Genomic DNA, 15725 nt, shown 5'->3' with positions numbered 1-15725 from the left:
CAGAAGCGCTGGGGTGGCGTGATCGATGGCTAGAATTTTTCGAGTGCATCTTTGGGCCCGACACGCGAGATGACAAACAACCCCGCCTCACCGCTGCCGCGTACGCTGGCGCTCGTCGACGACGATCCGGAGTACCGCGAGTACCTCGCGGCCCACCTGCGCGGGCTCGACATCGAGGTGCAGACCTTCAGCGACAGCAACGAACTGCTGGCCCACACCTCGCCCTTCGCCTTCAACTTCTACATCCTCGACCTGATGCTGCCGGGCGTCGACGGCGTCGAACTGATCCGCATCCTGCGCCGGCGCACCCAGGCCGGGCTGCTGGTGGTCTCGGGCCGGCTGGCGCCGGACGTGTTCTCGTCGGTGGTCGACGCCGGCGCCGACATGCACCTGGCCAAGCCGGCGAGCTTCGACCAGGTGGTTGTCGCCATCCGCGCGGTGCACCGGCGCGTGGCGTCCTACAGCGGCAGTTCGGGCGAATGGCTGCTCGACCGCCAGTCCGGCCGGCTGATCGCCCCGGACGGCGTGCGCATCGATCTCAGCGACCTGGACCTGGCAGTGATGGAGCGCTTCGTGCAGGCCGAGGGCCAGGCAGTGACGCGCGAGTCGCTGTGCCATCACCTCGGCCGCCCGGTCACCGAGGAGCCCGACAACACCCTCAGCGCCATCATCTACAGGCTGCGACGGCGCATCGAACGCGCCACGGCCAGCCCCGTGCCGCTGCAGGCGCTTTCGCGCGTGGGCTACGTGTTCCGCGGTCCGCTCAGAAACGCCTGAACCCTGACTGCCCCTGCGGCATCCGGCTTCCGACCTCGGCCAGACGGGCGGTGCGCGCAGCGCTCAGTTCCAGGGCAGCATCATGGTGAGCAGCAGCAGCTTCTCGAACTCGGGCTCGAAGCGCTCGATGATCTTCTGCGGCGCCGGACACAGCTTCGCGTCGGTGATCAAGCCGAACTGCACGCCACCACCATAGGTGAGGATGCTCACGCCCATGCCGATGTCCCCGGAGGCCGGCACCCAGAACATCGTCTGGCGCAGTGTCGAACCACACAGCTTGAGCGGCTTCGCCGGGCCCGGCACATTGGTCATCACCGCGGTCGACTTCTTCGCGAAGATGCCCAGCAGCGCGTCCTGAACCGGCTTGATCAGCAGGCCGGCCACCGCCAGCACGGCGAATGCGAGCAGCGGCTGGTAGCTGCCCTTGAGCTCGCTCATGCGCTGCCGCACCGCGTAGACGCGCTCGACCGGATTCTCGATGCCGATCGGCAACACCAGCGGCGCCAGGCCGAAGCGGTTGCCGAGCTTCCAGGCTTCCTCCAGCGGACGCAGGTTGACCGGCACCATGGCACGGATCTCCTTGCCCGCCGGGTCATCGCCCGCCTCGCGCAGATAGCTGCCGATCGCGCCGGCCACGCAGGCGAGCAGCACGTCGTTGATCGAGCAGCCCAGGCCCTTGCCGATGGCCTTGACCGTGTCCATGGACATCGGCTCGCTCCAGGCCACGAGCTTCTTGCCGATCGGCTTGCCCTTGAGCACGGTCGGGGAGTCATCGGGCATCAGGCCCAGCGCGGCGACGTCGCTGATCACCTGGTAGCCCACGCGCGCCATGTCCAGCGAGCCGAGCAGCGGCTGCTGCGGGTGCGCCAGCAGGTCCATCGACCTGGCCACGCCGCTGCCGTACATGCCGATCGCCTTCACGGTGATGTCGGTCAGCGGCTTGAGCACCGCCTCCGACAGCCAGTCCTCCTCGTGCGCCTCGTCGGGCTGCTCGCGCTTCTTTCGCTTCGGCGGGTCCATGCCGCCGTCGGTGATGGACATCATCACCGAGATCAACGCGATGCCGTCGCCGATGCAGTGGTGCACGCGCGCGATCAACGCGCTGCCACCGTCGTATTGCTCGACGAGGTGGAACTGCCACAGCGGTCGCTGCGGATCGAGCGGCGTGGTGGCCAGCTCGCCGGCGCGCGCCTTCAGGGCCTCGCGTGCGAGTCGAGCGTCGACACTGCGCGGCACATCGAGCGTCTCGCGCACCACGTGGTGGCGGATGTCGAAGTCCGCGTCCTCGACCCAGTTGGCACCCATCGCGTCCTGCACCACCTTCTGGCGAAAGCGCTCGTACTTGAGCAGCTTGTCCTGCACGCGCTCGCACAGCGCCTCGTAGGTGATGCCGGGCTCGAGCAGCCAGACGCCGACGATCATCATCAGGTTGACGTCGTTGTCCATGCGCAGCCACGCGGTGTCCACGCGCGACATGCGCTCGACGGATTGCGACATCGGGGATCTCCTCGCGGCGTACTCGGGGTGGGGCAAGATGCTGGGTAACATCCGCACCGTCAATGCCCATTTTCACCCACAGGAGACGCACTCATGGCCGACCTCAAGAAGCGCTTCGAGCAGGCTGTCGCCGACTCGAAGAGCCTGCCCGAGAAGCCCGACAACCAGACGCTGCTGAAGATCTACTCGCTGTACAAGCAGGCGACCAGCGGCGACGTCGAAGGCAAGCGCCCGGGCTTCACCGACATGGTCGGCCGCGCCAAGTGGGACGCCTGGAACGAGCTGAAGGGCAAGTCGGGCGACGACGCGATGCAGGAGTACATCGACCTCATCGAGGGCCTGAAGGAGTAGGCTCGCGGCGCCGGGGCGGCCCGGGCCGGACGCCGCCCCTGCGGGGCCGGCGCGCAGCGGGCGAAGGGCCTGGCTCCCTGCCTACTTCCTCTTCGTCGGGGACCGCTTTGCCGCGGCGTTCTTCGCCGCTGCCTTTCCGCTCGCGGCGAGGAGGGCATCGAGGTTCTTCTCGATCTCGCCCTCGATCGTCCGGCTGAAGGCACCGAGCAGGAAGCCGAGCTTCGCATCCAGGTCGAAGTGATCGGCCGCCACGATCAGTCGGCCGCTCACGCCGGTGCGCGTGAATTCCACCGTGTCGCTCGTCTCGCCCTCGAGCACGGTGCACTCCATGTCGAACTTCTTCTCCACCTCCTCGGCCCATTTCCAGGCGACCTCGCGCGCCTTGGCCAGGCCGAGGGAGTGGTTGCGGTGGATGCGGATGTCGGGCATGGGTCAGTCTCCGGGTGATGCCAGCGCGGCGCGGCGCTCGGCCTTCGGCAGCGCGGCGAGCCGGCGCACCTCGGCGTAGAAGCGCTCGAAGTCAGCCCCGCTGCGCCGGAACAGCCGTTCGAAGTCGGGTACCAGCGCGTTGTAGGCAGCGAGCACGCCGAACGAGGCATTGTTGGCGCGCGCGAACCAGCCGTCGTAGCCGGCAAATCCGCCCCAACGCTCGCGCTTCAGCGTCTCGTGGTCGGCATGCAGTTGCGCCATCAGCGCCGCCTTGCGCTCGCGCTTGTCGGACTCGCTCGCGGAAGAGCGGTACAGCGCGTCGAGCTTGTCGCGGTACGCCATGGTGAGGGCGCGGAAGTCCTGGCGGCGGCCATCGAACTTCGCGTACTCGTCGCGCGCCTGCGGCGAGGCCCGCGTGGCCAGCCAGCGCGCGCCGCCGATGCGTTCGACCGCGGTGGCGAAGGACTCGTTGAACTCGGTGTCGTCGTTCGCGTAGGCGATCTGATGCGACAGCTCATGGAAGATCAGCCGCGCCAGTTCACCCTCGGGCCAGTGGATGAAGGTGTTGAGCAGCGGGTCGGCCATCCAGTCGCCGGGCAGGCGACCGAGCGTCGAATAGGCCGGTACACCGTAGACGCTGACTTCGAGCCTGTCCTCGCGCAGCGCGGTCGCGTAGCTCTCGGCCTCGTCGCGATCGAAGTAGCCGCGGTAGCCGGCACAGCCCATGATCGGATAGCACCAGGTCTTGAGTTGCAGGCTCAGTTCCGGCGCGGCCACCACATTCCACACCGCGGCGCTGCGCTTCAGGTCGGCGAAGCGGCGGTAGCTGGCGTTGTCGGGCAGCTTGAGCTCGGTCACCGCGAAGTCCCGCATGCGCTGACTGAGCGCGAGCCGCTCCTTCAGCGCCGCTTCGGCCTCGGCATCGACGATCAGCTCGGGCACCGGCCGGGCCGCACGCAGCAGCGCGAGGTGGCCGCCAATCGACTGTGCGTAGTAGCCCACCGAACTGCAGCCGGCCGTCAGGCAAACGGCCGCCGTGGCCAGCGCGAACGTGCCGATCAGAGCGAGACTCGCCATCAGAAGCCGTCGCGTCACGATCCGGCGGGCGCCACCTCGACCAGGCAGTCGTAGAACGACGGCGCCCGGCCGATGTCGGTCAGCTTCTGGTGCGTCACCTCGTTGACGTTGGTGCCGCGCAGGCCCAGCTTGCGCCACCAGATGCCCAGCCCGTTGACCACGCCGGGGCGCGCCCGCGTGCTGAGCCGGGCCTTGCAGACGTAGCTGCCGCGGTCGTTGAAGACGCGCACGGTGGCGCCGTCGGCGATGCCGCGCGGCGCCGCGTCGGCCTCATGAATCTCGAGCAGCGGTTCACCCTCGATATCGCGCAGGCTCTTCACGTTGACGAAGCTGCTGTTCAGGAAGTTGCGCGCCGGCGGCGAGATCATCGCCAGCGGATAGCGCCGCGCCAGCTCGGGGGCGCTCTGCGCCGACTCGTGATTGGCCACGAAGTCCGGCACGCCCAGCCCCGGCGCGTCGATCATGCACTTGCCCGAGGGAGTGGGGAAGCCGCCGTCGGCGAACGGCGCCTGCGGCAGCGGCAGCTTCACCCAGCCGTCGCGGCGCAGCACGTCGAAGTCGATCTCCGGCACGAACGCGTTGCGCGCCAGCGTCTCGTCGTCGTCGCGGAAGCAGGCATCGTCGAAACCCATCGCCGCGGCAAGCTCGCGGAAGATCTGCGTGTTCGGCTTGGCCTGGCCGAGCGGCTGGATCGCCGGCTCGTTGATCAGCGCATAGGTGTGGCCGTAGCTCGTGTGCACGTCGAGGTGCTCGAGCTGTGTGGTGGCCGGCAGCACGTAATCGGCATGGTCGGCCGTGTCGGTCATGAATTGCTCGAGCACCACGGTGAACAGGTCGTCGCGCGCAAAGCCGCGCACCACCTTGGGCGACTCCGGAGCCACGGCCACCGGATTGCTGTTGTAGACGATCAGCGCCTCGATCCGCGGGCCGAATGCCGGCGAGGCCTCGCGCAGCAGGTCGTCACCGATGGTGCTCATGTTGATGGTGCGCACCGACCGTCCGGCGAGCAGGTCGGGCCGCTGCAGCGCCGCGTCGTTGCGCCAGCGCTTGAACCAGCCCGAGGCGGACAGCAGCATGCCGCCGGCCGCGTCGCGCCAGGCTCCCACGAGACAGGGCAGAACCGCCACCAGCCGCACCGCGTTGCCGCCGCCATGCACACGCTGCATGCCGTAGTTCAGGCGGATCGCCGCCGGCTTCGTGGTGCCGTAATCGCGCGCCAGTCCGCGCACCTCGTCGGCATCGATGCCACAGACCTGGGCGGTGCGCTCGGCCGTCCACGCCATGGCACGCTCGCGCAGCAGCGGCCAGCCATCGGTGTGCCGGTCGATGTAGTCGTGATCCAGCCAGTCGTTGACGATCAGCTCGCGCATCAGCCCGAGCGCGAGCGCGCCGTCGGTACCTGGCAGCAGGGCAATGTGCTGGTGGCACTTGTCGGCCGTCTCGGTGCGGCGCGGGTCGATGCAGACCAGCTTGGCTCCGTGGCGCTTGGCCGCCTGCGCGAAAGTCCAGAAGTGCAGGTTGGAGGCGATCGAGTTGCTGCCCCAGACGAGGATCAGCCGGCTGTCGGCGTAGTGCGCGAGGTGCATGCCGACCTTGCCGCCATAGGTGGCCACGAGCGCGTCGCCGCCGGCGCTGGCGCAGATGGTGCGATCGAGCAGCGAGGCACCCAGCCTGTGGAAGAAGCGCGCCGCCATGCTCTCGGACTGCAGCAGGCCCATGGTGCCGGCGTAGCTGTAGGGCACGATGGCCTGGGCGGCGTCCGGCCCTCGCGCAGCGATCGCCTTCAGACGCGCCGCGATGTCAGTCAGCGCCGCCGCCCAGCTCACCGGCTCGAACCTGCCGCTGCCCTTGGGACCGATCCGCCTGAGCGGCTGCAGCACGCGTTCTGCATGGTAGGTGCGCTCCGGATAGCGCGACACCTTGGTGCACAGCGCGCCGTGCGTGGGCGGATGGTCGGGGTCTCCCTGCACCTTGACGGCCCGCCCGTCCTGAACCGTGACACGGATCGCACAGGTGTCGGGGCAGTCGTGCGGGCAGGCGGCGCGGACGAGCTGGGAATCCATGCGCGAACTATTGCACAGCGAACCGACGAACTCTCGGACTTAGTGAAGGATGCCCGCCCCAACCGGCTGAGCACCGCCTTATTCTCCGCGCCAGCGCAAGAAAACCGTCGGGGCTCGAGCGAGCCGCCGCGCACGAAGCGGTCAGGCTTGCCGAAGCCCGAAAGCATCGTTGGAGCTCCTCATGAATCGTCGTGACGCAATCCGCCGCGTGGCCACCGCTGGCGCCGCGCTCGCCTTGCCCGCCTGGGCGCAGTCTTCCCGCCTCGTGCTCGGCCAGTCCGCCGCCTTCAGCGGGCCGGCCGCCCAGCTCGGCATCCAGATGAACAAGGGCGCGAAGATCTACTTCGACCAGCTCAATGCCAGCGGCGGCGTCAACGGCCACACCATCGAGCTGCGCACGCTGGACGACGGCTACGAGCCCGACCGCTGCAAGGCCAACACCGAGAAGCTCATCAGGGAAGACGTGTTCGCCCTGCTTGGCTATGTCGGCACGCCGACCTGCGTCGCCGCGCTGCCGCTGATCAACGATGCCAAGATCCCCTTCTTCGGCCCGTTCACCGGCGCCGAGGCATTGCGCGACCCCTTCAGCAGGTGGGTCTTCCACCTGCGCGCCTCGTACTACGACGAGACCGGCCTGATCGTGAAGCAGCTCACCTCGCTGGGCCTGAAGAAGATCGCCGTGTTCTACCAGGACGACGCCTACGGCAAGGCTGGCCTCGAGGGCGTGAAGCGCGCGCTCAAGCCGCTCGGCCTGGAGCCGGTCGCGCTCGGCACGGTCCAGCGCAACACCGTGGACGTCGCCAAGGCGGTGGCCGCGATCGCGCCCAAGATGCCCGACGCGGTGGTGCAGATCAGCGCCTACAAGTCCTGCGCTGCGTTCATCCGCGAGGCGCGCAAGGCCGGCTACGGCGGCACCTTCTTCAACGTGTCCTTCGTCGGCACGCAGGCGCTGGCCGACGAACTGGGCAAGGAAGGCCGGGGCATCATGGTCAGCCAGGTGATGCCCTTCCCCTTCTCGACCACCACGCCGATCTCGCGCGAGTATCTCGATGCCGTGGCCAAGGCCGGCCCGGACGCGCAGCCGAACTATTCGAGCATGGAGGGCTACCTGTCGGCGAAGGTCTTCGCCGAGGGACTGCGCCGCGCCGGCCGCAACCCCTCGCGAGATTCGCTGGTCACCTCGCTGGAGTCGATCCAGAACGCCAACTTCGGCGGCTTCCGCGTCGACTTCAGTTCCAAGGACCACGTCGGCTCCCACTTCGTCGAGGTCTCGATGATCACCGAGGACGGCAAGGTCCGCCGCTGAACACCCGGGCCGCCTGCCGGCCGAAGGAGTCGTCATGAACCGTCGCCAGATCCTGAAGCGTGCCACCGGCCTCGGCGTCGCCTGCATCTCCGCTCCGCTGTGGGCGCAGTCGGCCAACCGCATCCTGCTCGGCCAGTCGGCCGCGATATCGGGCCCGGCCGGGGCACTGGGCACGCAGTTCCGCCTCGGCGCGATGCTGAATTTCGACAAGATCAATGCCAAGGGCGGCATCGGCGGCCGGACGATCGAATTGCAGACCCTGGACGACGGCTACGAGCCCGACCGCTGCGCCGAGAACACGAAGAAGCTCATCGAGGGCGGTGTCTTCGCGCTGTTCGGCTACATCGGCACGCCCACCAGCATCGCGGCCCTGCCATTGGCCACGCAGGCCAAGCTGCCCTTCTTCGCGCCCTTCACCGGCGCCGAGGCGCTGCGCGCGCCGCTCAACCGCTACGCCTTCCACGTGCGCGCCTCGTACTTCGACGAGACCGCCGAGATCGTGAAGCAGACCACGGCGATCGGCATCAAGCGCATCGGCGTCTTCTACCAGAACGACAGTTACGGCAAGGCAGGCCTGGAAGGCGTGACGCGTGCACTCAAGCCTCTCGGCCTGGAGCCTGCCGGCCTGGGCACGGTGGAGCGCAACACCGTCGACGTCGATGCGGCCGTGAAGGCCATCCTGGCCGGCAAGCCCGACGCGATCGTGCAGATCAGCGCCTACAAGTCCTGCGCCGCCTTCATCCGCGCCGCACGCAAGGCCGGTTTCGGCGGCACCTTCTACAACGTTTCCTTCGTCGGCACCAAGGCGCTGGCCGACGAGCTGCAGCAGGACGCCCGCGGCGTCGTGGTCAGCCAGGTGATGCCCTATCCCTACACGCCGGCGTCGGCGCTGTCCGGCGAGTACCTCGCCGCCGGCAAGGCGGCGCACGGCGACAAGTTCGAGCCCAACTACAGCAGCATGGAGGGCTACGTGGCGGCGCGCACCTTCGTCGAGGGCCTGAAGCGCGCCGGGGGTGCCGGCAGCGCGGAGAGCCTGATCGCCGGGCTGGAGTCGCTGCGCGAGCTCAATCTCGGCGGCTTCTTCGTCGACTTCGCGCCGAACAAGCACACCGGCTCCCGGTACGTCGACCTCACCATCCTGACCGCCGACGGCCGCGTGCGCCGCTGACCGGCGGCCCGGGGTGACCCCGGCGCACTGCGGGTCGAGGCAGACCGATAAGATGGCACTCCCTTCCACGGCGACTGCGCCGACGGAGTGACCATGCAGCTGATCGAATCCATCCTCGCCGACGCCGCGGCCATCGCGGCCGTGCGGCGCGACATCCACGCCCACCCGGAGCTCTGTTTCGAGGAGGTGCGCACCTCCGACGTCATCGCGCAGCAACTCACCGACTGGGGCATCCCCGTGCACCGCGGCCTGGGCAAGACCGGCGTCGTCGCGATCTTGAAGCACGGCAGCAGCGACCGCGCCGTCGGCCTGCGCGCCGACATCGACGCGCTGCCGATGACCGAGCACAACCGCTTCGCCCACGCCAGCCGCCACCCGGGCAGGATGCACGCCTGCGGCCACGACGGCCACACCGCGATGCTGCTCGGCGCGGCCAAGCACCTGGCGAAGCACCGGAACTACGACGGCACCGTCTACCTGATCTTCCAGCCCGCCGAAGAAGGCGGCGGCGGCGCGCGCGAGATGATCAAGGACGGCCTGTTCGAGAGGTTCCCGATGCAGGCCGTGTTCGGCGCGCACAACTGGCCCGGCATGGCGGCGGGCCAGTTCGCGCTGAAGACCGGGCCCTGCTTCGCGTCGAGCAACGAATTCAGGATCACCATCCGCGGCAAGGGCTCGCATGCCGCGATGCCGCACAACGGCGTCGACCCGGTGCCGGTGGCCTGCCAGATGGTGCAGGCCTTCCAGACCATCATCACGCGCAACAAGCGGCCGATCGACGCCGGGGTGATCTCGGTGACGATGATCCACACCGGCGAGGCGACCAACGTCGTGCCAGACAGCTGCGAGATCCAGGGCACGGTGCGCACCTTCACGCTGGAGGTGCTCGACCTCATCGAGCAGCGCATGAAGGAGATCGCCGAGCACACCTGCGCCGCGTTCGGCACGGGCTGCGACTTCGAGTTCACGCGCAACTACCCGCCGACCATCAACCATGCGTCCGAGACCGAGTTCGCGCGCCGCGTGCTCGGCGAGATCGTCGGCGCCGACAACGTGCTCGAGTTCGAGCCCACGATGGGAGCCGAGGACTTCAGCTACTACCTGCTCGACAAGCCCGGCTGCTATTTCCTCATCGGCAACGGCGACGGCAGCCATCGCGAGGGCGGCCATGGTCTGGGGCCCTGCATGCTGCACAACCCGAGCTACGACTTCAACGACGAGCTGATCCCGCTCGGCGCGACGATGTGGGTGCGCCTGGCGGAAGCGTGGCTGAACCAGACGCGGCCGTGAACGCCACCGCACACTTTGCCGGCAGCTACGCGCAAGCGCGGCAGATGTTCCTGGCGGCCGCCGATGCGGCCGGCCTCGACGCCGAGAGCCACGCCCACCCGCTGCTCGGTCGCGACGGCGAAGTGCTGGCGATGGACGTTGCGCTGGAAGGGGCGAAGGGCGCGCGGTCGCTGCTGGTGGTCAGCAGCGGCTGCCACGGCATCGAGGGATTCTGCGGCTCCGGTGTTCAGCATGCGCTGCTGTCGGATGCCGACTGGCACCGGCTCGTGCACGAATCGAGCGTCGCGGTGCTCTACCTGCATGCGCTGAATCCGCACGGCTTCTCCTGGTGGCGTCGCACCACGCAGGAGAACGTCGACCTCAACCGCAACTTCCACGACTTCTCGCAGCCGCTGCCGGCCAATCCGGCCTACGACGAGATCGCCGCACTGATCGTGCCGCCGGTTTGGCCCCCCTCGGCGGAAGCGGCGGCAGCGCTCGAGCGCTGGATCGCCAGACACGGACCTCGCGCCTTCCAACAGGCGGTGACCAGCGGCCAGCACGACCATCCCGAGGGCCTCTTCTACGGCGGCCGCAACCCCACCTGGAGCAACGTGACGTTGCGCCACGTGCTGCAGGAGCATGCGCGGCGTTGCGAGCGGCTCGGCTGGATCGACCTGCACACCGGCCTGGGGCCGAGCGGCGTCGGCGAGCGCATCTTCGCCTGCCGCGACGATGCCGACGCGCTCGCCCGTGCCCGCGCCTGGTGGGGCCCGGGGATCACCTCGATCTACGACGGCAGCTCGGCCTCGGCAAGACTGACCGGCATGATGTGGATGTCGGCCTACGAGGAGTGCCCGCAGGCCGAGTACACCGGCATCGCGCTGGAGTACGGCACCGAGCCGCTGACGGCGGTGCTGGACGCGCTGCGCGCCGACCAGTGGCTGGAGAACCATCCGGAGGCCCCCGAAGCCCAGCGCCAGGCCATCAAGCGCCGCATGCAGGAGGCCTTCTACACCGACACGGCCGCGTGGAAGGACGCCGTACTCACGCAGGCCTTCGCGGCAGCACGGCAGGCGGTGGCCGGCCTCGCCGGCTAGAGAACGCCGCGCTCGCGCAGCGCCTGCGCGCACTGCGCCGCGTCGACGAACTGCAGCGCCTGCCAGCCGGCGTCGCGCGCCGCCGCGACGTTCTGCGCCACGTCGTCGATGAAGAGGATGCTCGACGGGTCGAGGTCGAATCGACTGGCGCAATGCTCGAAGATCGCCGGCTCCGGCTTGCACAGCCCCGCCCGCGCCGAGAACACGCCGCCGCGGAACAGGCCGAGGAAGTCGTGCGCCGCCTCCAGGTGACGCGCGTACGGCTCGGGCATGTTGGAGAGGAAGTACAGCGGCCGCCCCGTCGCATGCAGATGGCGCAGCAGCGCCACTGTCGGCGCCATCGGCGTCAGCTCGGCGGGCACGCCGTCGATGACGCGGCGCGTCTCGTCGACCGTCAGTCCGGTGCGCCGCGCGATGCGCTCGGCCAGCGGTCCCGGCTCGACGCTGCCGCGGTCGAAGTCGCCCCAGTCGCCGTTGTAGCCCTGGAAGAAGTCGTCCACCAGGCGCTGCGCGGCGTCGGGGTCCGGCACGCGGTGCGGCAGCAGCCGCGCGAGCAACTCCGGCGGGTGCCAGTGGAACAGCACGCCGCCGAAGTCGAAGACGATGTTCACGCGCGGAGCTTTGCCAGCAGCCCGGCGCTGGACGCGTCGAGCCCGCTCGCGTCGCCCGAAGCCAGACGCGGCAGCAGGTCGTTGCACAGCGCCTTGCCGAGCTCCACGCCCCACTGGTCGAAGCTGTTGATGCCCCAAATGGCGCCGCTGGTGAAGACGCGGTGCTCGTACAGCGCAATCAGCGCGCCGAGCGAGCGCGGCGTGAGCTGCTCCAGCAGCAGCGTGGTGCTGGGCCGGTTGCCGGGGAAGGTGCGGTGCTTCGCGATGGTCGTCGCCTCGAGCTCCTTCGAGGCGGTCGGCGCCTTCTCCCCGAGCGCCTGCGCGGTGGTCTTGCCGAGCATCAGCGCCTGCGACTGGGCCAGGCCGTTGGCGAGCAGCTTGGCATGCAGATCGGCCAGCGCGTGGGTGGGCCGCTTCACCAGCACGAACTCCACGGGAATGACGTCGGTGCCCTGGTGCAGCATCTGGAAGTAGGCATGCTGGCCGTTGGTGCCCGGCTCGCCCCACACCACCGGGCTGGTGCCGTAGGGCAGCGGCTCGCCGTCGAGATCGACGCGCTTGCCGTTGCTCTCCATCTCCAGCTGCTGGAGGTAGGCCGGCAGACGCCTCAGGCCCTGGTGGTAGGGCGCCACGCTGCGGCTGGTGAAGCGGTGGAAGTTGCGGTACCAGACGTCGACGAGCCCGAGCAGGGCGGGCAGGTTCCTGGCCAGCGGCGCTTCGGCGAAGTGCCGGTCCATCGCATGGGCGCCGGCGAGCAGCGCGCGGAAGTGCTCTGCGCCGATGGCGAGCGCCACCGGCAGGCCGATGGCGCTCCACAGGGAGTAGCGGCCGCCCACCCAGTCCCAGAAGCCGAAGGTGGTGGTGATGCCGAACTCGGCCGCCGCCTTCACGTTGGTGGTCGTGGCGACGAAGTGCTTCGCCGTGTCGGTGCCGCCGTTGGCGACGAACCAGTTCCGCGCCGCATGCGCGTTGGCCATCGTCTCCTGCGTCGTGAAGGTCTTGCTGGCGACGATGAACAGCGTCTCGGCCGGGTTCAGCTGCCGCAGCACCGGCGTGATGTCGTGGCCGTCGACGTTGGCGACGAAGTGGAACGTCAAGCCGGGGTGCACGAAGGCATCGAGCGCCGGCACGGCCATCTGCGGTCCCAGGTCGCTGCCGCCGATGCCGATGTTGACGACGTGGCGGATGCCGCTCGCCGCCGTGTCGCGCACCGTCTCGGCGTAGGCCAGCATCGCCTCCAGCACGCGGTGCACGTCATCGGAGAACGGCCCCTGCCCCTTCGGGGCGCGCAGCGCGGTGTGCAACACGGCACGGCCCTCGGTCGGATTGACCGCCGCACCGGCGAGCATCGCATCGCGGCGCTGCTCGAGCCGGCACTCGTGCGCCAGGTCGACGAGGAACTTCAACGTCGCGGTGTCGACGAGGTTCTTCGACAGGTCGGCAAAGACCTCCGGCGCCTCGAACGACAGCGCGCCGAAGCGGCCCGGATCGCGCGCGAACGCCTCGCGCAGGTCGAGGTCGCGGCCATGGGCCTCGAAGTGACCGGCCAGGGCGGCCCAGGCCTCGGTCTTGTCGCAACGCGGAGCGTCCATCACATCCCCTCGATCATCTGGTCGAGCCTGGCGGCATCCGCCGCGAAGGCACGGATGCCCTCGGCAAGCTTCTCGGTGGCCATCGCGTCCTCGTTGAGCGCCCAGCGGAAGCTCGCCTCGTTGTAGGTGACGGCATGCACGGGCGCCGTGGCGGCTGCCGCAGGGTCGAGCGCCCGCTCCACCTTGCCTTCGCCGGACTGCAGCTGTGCGAGCAGTTCGGGGCTGATGGTCAGCAGGTCGCAGCCGGCCAGCGCGAGGATCTGCCCGGTGTTGCGGAAGCTCGCGCCCATCACCTCGGTGTCGATGCCGAACTTCTTGTAGTAGGTGTAGATCTGCGCCACCGACTTCACGCCGGGGTCGTTGGCGCCGGCGTTCGCCGCCTCGTCCCAGGCCGCGCCGGCGGTCTTCCTGTGCCAGTCGTGGATGCGGCCGACGAAGGGCGAGACCAGCTTCACGCCGGCCTCGCCGCAGGCGACGGCCTGGCAGAAGGCGAACAGCAGCGTCAGGTTGCAGTGGATGCCCTGGTGCTCGAGGATGCGCGCGGCCTGGATGCCCTCCCAGGTGGAGGCGATCTTGATCAGCACGCGCCCGCGCTCGATGCCGGCGTCCTCGTACATCGCCATGACGCGACGCGCGCGCGCCACCGTGGCCGCGGTGTCGAAGCTGAGACGCGCGTCGACCTCGGTCGACACCCGGCCCGGCACCACCTTGAGGATCTCGCGGCCGAAGCGCACCAGCACGTGGTCGACGATCTCCTCCAGCGGCTGGCCCTTGTGGGCGGCCACCGTGTCGGCCAGCAACGGCGCGTAGTCGGGCTGCTGCACCGCCTTGAGGATCAGCGACGGGTTGGTGGTGGCATCGCGCGGGGCAAATTGCGCGAGCTGCTTGAAGTTGCCGGTGTCGGCAACGACGGTGGTGTACTGCTTGAGCTGGTCGAGCTGGTTCATGGCGAAGTCGGAGCCCCCGGCACGGGCCGGTGGCGCTATTAGAACCCGGCCGGTGCCGTGGGATCCTCGTCACTGGCATGGAACTGGGGCGAAAGCGCCGGGTAGAGCGCACGGAAGCGCCGGTAGCGGCGCTCGAACCGTGCCGCCGCGTCGGCATCGGGCACGAAGCGCTCGGCCTGGTCCGCCGCGGCGCGGCAGGCCTGCTCGAGCGTGCCCCCATCGGCCAGCCAGCCGAGGCGCGCGGCACCCAGGGCGGCGCCGGCCTCGGCGCCCGGCCGCCGCTCCAGCGCCACGCCGAGGATCGAGGCCAGCATGTTCGCCCACAGCGTGCTGCGCGAGCCGCCACCGACCAGCGTGAGCGTGGCCGGACCGGGCGGCAGCGCCAGGCTGTTCAGACCGTCGCGCAAGCCGAAGGCCACGCCTTCCAGCACCGCCCAGGCGAGCGCAGCGGCGTCGTGCTCCGCCGTCAGGCCGAACAGCACACCCTGCGCGCTCGGGTCGTTGTGCGGCGTGCGCTCGCCGCTCAGGTAGGGCAGGAACAGCGGCGCGCGCCCGCGCTGTGCCGGTGCGAGCGCCTCGGCGCGGGCCAGCAGCACGCCCACGTCCTGCAGACCGGCCAGGCGCGCGGCCCAGTCCAGGCAGGCCGCCGCCGACAGCATGACCGACATCTGGTGCCAGCGCTGCGGCAGCGCATGACAGAAGGCGTGCACGCCGTGCGCGGGGTTGGGGCGGAAGGCGTCACTGACGACGAAGATCACCCCCGAGGTGCCGAGCGAGACGAAGCCCTGCCCCGGCTCGGTGGCGCCGATGCCCACCGCGCTGGCCGCGTTGTCGCCGCCGCCGCCGGCCACCACCACGGCGGCCGGCAGGCCCCAGCGTGCCGCCAGCTCGCCCCGCAGCCGCCCGGCCGGCGCGCTGCCTTCCACCAGCGACGGCATGTGCGCGCGCGTCAGGCCGCAGGCGGCGAGCACATCGTCGGACCAGTCGCGTCGCGCCACGTCCAGCCACAGCGTGCCGGAGGCGTCCGACAGGTCGGCGATGTGCTCGCCGGTCAGGCGCAGGCGCAGCCAGTCCTTGGGCAGCAGCACGCGCGCGGTGCGCTCGAACACCGCCGGTTCGTGCTCGCGCACCCACAGCAGCTTGGGCGCGGTGAAACCGGGCATGGCGAGGTTTCCGGTGATCTGGGGCAGCGCCGGCAGCGCGCGCGTCAGCGCCCCGCACTGCGCCGCGCTGCGGCCGTCGTTCCACAGGATGGCCGGGCGCAGCACGGCGTCGGCGCCGTCGAGCAGCACCGCGCCGTGCATCTGACCCGACAGCCCGATCACGCGAACCTGCGCAAGCAGCGGCCGGTGTTGCGCCGCCAGCTGCGCCATCGCCGACTCGAGCGCGGCCCACCAGGACTGCGGGTCCTGCTCGGACCACAGCGGCCGCGGGCGCGACACGCGAAGCGGCGCACGCGCCGTGGCCACGGGGCCGCGCCGCGGGCACAGCAGCAGCGCCTTCAGCTCGGAGGTGCCGAGATCGAGGCCGAGGTACAT

The 15725-nt window shown here is 69.7% G+C and carries 14 protein-coding genes; 6 read left to right on the top strand and 8 right to left on the bottom strand.

Translation table 11 applies throughout. The annotated features are described in order from the left end of the window. The first annotated feature begins 69 nt into the window (after positions 1–69). Complete coding sequence (locus Q0599_RS24705; RefSeq protein ID WP_298835360.1) at positions 70–777, top strand: response regulator transcription factor; 708 nt, start codon at positions 70–72, stop codon at positions 775–777. A gap of 63 nt (positions 778–840) precedes the next feature. On the opposite strand, the gene Q0599_RS24700 is transcribed toward Q0599_RS24705, so the two are convergent. Next, entirely contained in the window at positions 841–2274 is a 1434-nt protein-coding gene (locus tag Q0599_RS24700) for a wax ester/triacylglycerol synthase family O-acyltransferase (protein ID WP_298835359.1), read from the bottom strand. Positions 2275–2367: 93 nt separating this feature from the next. Here Q0599_RS24700 and Q0599_RS24695 point away from each other — a divergent pair, with 93 nt between their 5' ends. Further along, entirely contained in the window at positions 2368–2625 is a 258-nt protein-coding gene (locus Q0599_RS24695) for an acyl-CoA-binding protein (RefSeq protein ID WP_298835358.1), read from the top strand. Positions 2626–2706: 81 nt separating this feature from the next. Here Q0599_RS24695 and Q0599_RS24690 read toward each other — a convergent pair whose 3' ends face one another. The 3 genes from Q0599_RS24690 to Q0599_RS24680 are packed head-to-tail and all read right to left on the bottom strand — an operon-like array spanning position 2707 to position 6194. Further along, a complete protein-coding gene (locus tag Q0599_RS24690; protein ID WP_298835357.1) occupies positions 2707–3054 on the bottom strand; it encodes a polyhydroxyalkanoic acid system family protein in 348 nt (115 codons plus the stop codon). A gap of 3 nt (positions 3055–3057) precedes the next feature. After that, the gene (locus tag Q0599_RS24685) at positions 3058–4131 is read right to left on the bottom strand and encodes an aminopeptidase (RefSeq protein ID WP_298835356.1); all 1074 of its coding nucleotides are present in this window, start codon (positions 4129–4131) and stop codon (positions 3058–3060) included. A gap of 14 nt (positions 4132–4145) precedes the next feature. Further along, positions 4146–6194 carry a molybdopterin oxidoreductase family protein gene (locus Q0599_RS24680; protein WP_298835355.1) on the bottom strand — a complete coding sequence of 683 codons (2049 nt, stop codon included), beginning with the start codon at positions 6192–6194 and terminating at the stop codon, positions 4146–4148. A 181-nt stretch (positions 6195–6375) separates the two neighbouring features. On the opposite strand from Q0599_RS24680, the gene Q0599_RS24675 reads away from it, so the two are divergent. From Q0599_RS24675 to Q0599_RS24660, 4 genes are all read left to right on the top strand, one after another. Then, positions 6376–7500, top strand: coding sequence for an ABC transporter substrate-binding protein (locus Q0599_RS24675; protein ID WP_298835354.1), 1125 nt, complete (start codon positions 6376–6378; stop codon positions 7498–7500). A gap of 34 nt (positions 7501–7534) precedes the next feature. After that, the gene (locus Q0599_RS24670) at positions 7535–8668 is read left to right on the top strand and encodes an ABC transporter substrate-binding protein (protein ID WP_298835353.1); all 1134 of its coding nucleotides are present in this window, start codon (positions 7535–7537) and stop codon (positions 8666–8668) included. Between the two features lie 93 nt (positions 8669–8761). After that, positions 8762–9958: a M20 aminoacylase family protein gene (locus Q0599_RS24665; protein WP_298835352.1), complete on the top strand. Its 1197-nt coding sequence runs from the start codon at positions 8762–8764 to the stop codon at positions 9956–9958. Beyond that, entirely contained in the window at positions 9955–11037 is a 1083-nt protein-coding gene (locus tag Q0599_RS24660; RefSeq protein WP_298835351.1) for a M14 family metallopeptidase, read from the top strand. The genes Q0599_RS24665 and Q0599_RS24660 overlap by 4 nt, the downstream gene beginning before the upstream one ends. On the opposite strand, the gene Q0599_RS24655 is transcribed toward Q0599_RS24660, so the two are convergent. From Q0599_RS24655 to xylB, 4 genes are read right to left on the bottom strand one after another with little or no spacing between them, the layout of a single operon-like run. Continuing rightward, on the bottom strand, positions 11034–11648 hold the full coding sequence (locus Q0599_RS24655) for an HAD family phosphatase (protein WP_298835350.1): 615 nt from the start codon (positions 11646–11648) through the stop codon (positions 11034–11036). The two genes, Q0599_RS24660 and Q0599_RS24655, sit on opposite strands and share 4 nt — an antisense overlap. Then, the gene (gene pgi, locus Q0599_RS24650; RefSeq protein WP_298835349.1) at positions 11645–13240 is read right to left on the bottom strand and encodes a glucose-6-phosphate isomerase; all 1596 of its coding nucleotides are present in this window, start codon (positions 13238–13240) and stop codon (positions 11645–11647) included. Before pgi ends, Q0599_RS24655 begins: the two co-directional genes overlap by 4 nt. Beyond that, positions 13240–14187 (bottom strand): transaldolase, encoded by a 948-nt coding sequence (tal, locus tag Q0599_RS24645; RefSeq protein WP_298835348.1) that lies wholly within the window; start codon positions 14185–14187, stop codon positions 13240–13242. Before tal ends, pgi begins: the two co-directional genes overlap by 1 nt. 38 nt (positions 14188–14225) lie before the next feature. Further along, positions 14226–15725 (bottom strand): xylulokinase, encoded by a 1500-nt coding sequence (gene xylB / locus Q0599_RS24640; protein WP_298835347.1) that lies wholly within the window; start codon positions 15723–15725, stop codon positions 14226–14228.

Source organism: uncultured Piscinibacter sp., from assembly GCF_937952055.1.
Taxonomy (GTDB): Bacteria; Pseudomonadota; Gammaproteobacteria; order Burkholderiales; family Burkholderiaceae_C; genus Piscinibacter.
This window is presented reverse-complemented; position numbering and strand designations above follow the sequence as displayed.

What these genes read in the sequence shown, in the direction of transcription:
- Q0599_RS24705 (WP_298835360.1), top strand. Translation starts at nt 70, where the DNA reads ATGACAAACAACCCCGCCTCACCGCTGCCGCGTACGCTGGCGCTCGTC.
- Q0599_RS24700 (WP_298835359.1), bottom strand. Translation starts at nt 2,274, where the DNA reads ATGTCGCAATCCGTCGAGCGCATGTCGCGCGTGGACACCGCGTGGCTG.
- Q0599_RS24695 (WP_298835358.1), top strand. Translation starts at nt 2,368, where the DNA reads ATGGCCGACCTCAAGAAGCGCTTCGAGCAGGCTGTCGCCGACTCGAAG.
- Q0599_RS24690 (WP_298835357.1), bottom strand. Translation starts at nt 3,054, where the DNA reads ATGCCCGACATCCGCATCCACCGCAACCACTCCCTCGGCCTGGCCAAG.
- Q0599_RS24685 (WP_298835356.1), bottom strand. Translation starts at nt 4,131, where the DNA reads ATGGCGAGTCTCGCTCTGATCGGCACGTTCGCGCTGGCCACGGCGGCC.
- Q0599_RS24680 (WP_298835355.1), bottom strand. Translation starts at nt 6,194, where the DNA reads ATGGATTCCCAGCTCGTCCGCGCCGCCTGCCCGCACGACTGCCCCGAC.
- Q0599_RS24675 (WP_298835354.1), top strand. Translation starts at nt 6,376, where the DNA reads ATGAATCGTCGTGACGCAATCCGCCGCGTGGCCACCGCTGGCGCCGCG.
- Q0599_RS24670 (WP_298835353.1), top strand. Translation starts at nt 7,535, where the DNA reads ATGAACCGTCGCCAGATCCTGAAGCGTGCCACCGGCCTCGGCGTCGCC.
- Q0599_RS24665 (WP_298835352.1), top strand. Translation starts at nt 8,762, where the DNA reads ATGCAGCTGATCGAATCCATCCTCGCCGACGCCGCGGCCATCGCGGCC.
- pgi (WP_298835349.1), bottom strand. Translation starts at nt 13,240, where the DNA reads ATGGACGCTCCGCGTTGCGACAAGACCGAGGCCTGGGCCGCCCTGGCC.
- tal (WP_298835348.1), bottom strand. Translation starts at nt 14,187, where the DNA reads ATGAACCAGCTCGACCAGCTCAAGCAGTACACCACCGTCGTTGCCGAC.
- xylB (WP_298835347.1), bottom strand. Translation starts at nt 15,725, where the DNA reads ATGTACCTCGGCCTCGATCTCGGCACCTCCGAGCTGAAGGCGCTGCTG.